Below are 2,606 nucleotides of genomic sequence, written 5' to 3'. Positions count from 1 at the left end.
CATTTTTCCCGGTATGAGCAGGGTATTTAATGGCAAAAGCATCAAAAACAGGCTGGCCCAATATGGCAAATCCCAGACCTCCTTTATCCGTCAAGGTTAACCAACGTACATCACTCTTGATTCCTTCATTTTTTAAGTCATCCCTTTTCATTGGGTAAGAAGAATAGGCATCAACTTTAGTGATATTGTTACGATAATTTGACGAATCAGCAACAGAACCGCGGCCAAACCATTTGCACTGTTCAAATTCAGATGGAACATCCATTTTCACCCCAAGATCAGACAACAACAGGTCTTTTGAGGATAAATAAGCACCCTGAAAACTGATATTTTGATTGACAATAATATCCCCCTGCGGAAAAACCCCATAAGTAACGGTATTGTCAAGCATATAGTTGACAGAATCACTATATACTTTTTTGTCTACCCTGATTTCTACATACCCCGTCTTTTCCCTGACAGCAGTTATTTTATCCACTACGGTTTTTAAATGATGAAGTCCCAGCTTCTGGAATTTTGAAATGCCGGTTGAATTATTTTCCCAACTATCATCAAAATCCATCACAGGCCCATTTTTAAACAGTTCTTTTCCTTTAAATTGGAAAGAAGTTATTGTACCCAGTTCTTTGCCAAAGGTGACAGCGAAATCTTTGCCGGTAACCTGATAAGTTTCTGAATTTTCAAACAAATCAAGTGATTTGTCTTTTTTATCCCAGGTAAATAATGACAAAGGAGAATCATAGGGCATTCTGAACTGTTGCCAGGCCACTTCATGGCCCTGAAATGCAAATTTCGTATTATGGCCTAATTGAAAATAAAGATTAAGCCAATATTCATGTCCGGGCTTAATGGCTGGGGCTGTAAAAGGGATATCAACCACCTTACCCATACCTGCAGGAAGATCCAGTTTTGGCAATTCACCCTGTTGGATAACTGTTCCACCATCCTTTAATTCCCAGAATCCTTTCAATCCGGATAAATCAGCAGCTTCAAAACAATTTTGAATTTTTATTTTGTTATCCTTCAGATTGAAAGCCGTAATCTTTACCGGTTGAATGATATGCTTGTAAACAAACAAATCAGACTGTATACCAGAATTTTCATCCACAAAGCCACTCGCATTTCCCTGGGCCTTGCCAATAGAATCTTTGAAAATGAAGCCACGTCCAATCTTTTCAGAAGCAAAACCGCCCTGGTCAAATCGGCTGGTATCCTGTTTCTGATCACAATCTGCCAGGTAACTGAAAAGGGGACCGGAGTAATAAGGAATAATTACCGGTTTATTCTCTTTTCTGAGCGATAAATATTTTTCTAAACCCGGACTCACTGGAGCCAGAATATCGGTATTGGAATTGACAACAGCCGTCAAATCAGCAAAAGGACGGCCAGGATCATTCTGATGTAACCAATTAATGATGTTCTGATGACTGTAGATATGATCCTGCTTGTCATTCAACCACCAGGAAATAACCGATGGATGATTCCTGCATGTTTCCACCATTCCCTTTACCCTGTCCAAAGAAGACACTGTCCACACAGAATCATTTAAAGTTTTGCCATTAAAAGTCGTTGCTTCCAAACCGGTTTCAGGGCAAAGATAGATGCCGTATTCATCGCATAAATCGCACAGATCCTGAGTACAAGGCCCAACAATACGCAGGGCATTCATATTGAACTGCTTCATTCTTCTGATTTCTTCCTCCATAACAGATTTGTCAAAAGAATGTCCTTCCATTTTATTTATTCCCCGGATAATCACCCGCCGGCCATTAACCCACAATGAACCGTTCCCGATTTCCACCTTCCTCACTCCTACCCTGCCGGCTACCGACTCAATCACAGATCCCGATTTATCCTTTAAAGTAAGGATCAAAGTGTACAAATAAGGTGTTTCAGCATTCCATTTTTCAGGATTCTTCAGATTGTGCGCCAGGTCGATTTTTAAGAATCCGTTTTTAATGAAATTAAGTTCAGAAGAGTTCACTGAAAACATTTTATGCTTGTCAGCGTCGTATAGACTGGCTTCCAGGCTGAGATGCTTAAAACGCCGGTCAATAAGTTTTTTTATTTCAACTGAAAGCTTTATTGTGGCATCTTTATATTTTTGGTTGAGATCGGTAGATACGGTATAATTGTTGATGCTTATATTTGGCTTGGAATAAAGATAAACATTCCCCAGTCGTCCGCCAACCAGAGTTTTGAATTCATCATGTGAATTGAGGTATAACCGGACAGTCAGCACATTTACACCTTTTTTTAAAAATGAAGAAATATTAAATTCAGCAGGAGAAAAATTATTTTTACTATAACCAGCCATTTGGCCATTCACCCAAAAGGAGAAAGAAGATCCGGCACCTTCAAAAATAACAAATGTCTGCCTTTCCTCCCAATTATCGGGCACCGTAAAGGTAGTACTGTATAAAGCAGTCATTTCCTGAATCGAATTAACAGAACTTGAATTTCCAGCAGCTTTTAAATTCGAAGAAGACTGACTAATGATTCCCGGAACCTGAACCGTGTCCCAGGAATTCACATCAAATTCAGGTTTATAATTAACGGGGAGAAAAGAAACATCAGGTATAAACTTATATTTCCAGAAACCATTT

The 2,606-nt window shown here is 39.2% G+C and carries 1 protein-coding gene; it reads right to left on the bottom strand.

Annotated features, from left to right (window positions below; translation table 11 throughout):
• Nucleotides 1-2,606 (bottom strand): glycoside hydrolase family 2 TIM barrel-domain containing protein (locus Q8907_15985; GenBank protein ID MDP4275769.1); only part of this gene is annotated, 2,606 nt, incomplete at both ends.

The organism is Bacteroidota bacterium, assembly GCA_030706565.1.
GTDB lineage: Bacteria > Bacteroidota > Bacteroidia > Bacteroidales > JAUZOH01 > JAUZOH01.
This window is presented reverse-complemented; position numbering and strand designations above follow the sequence as displayed.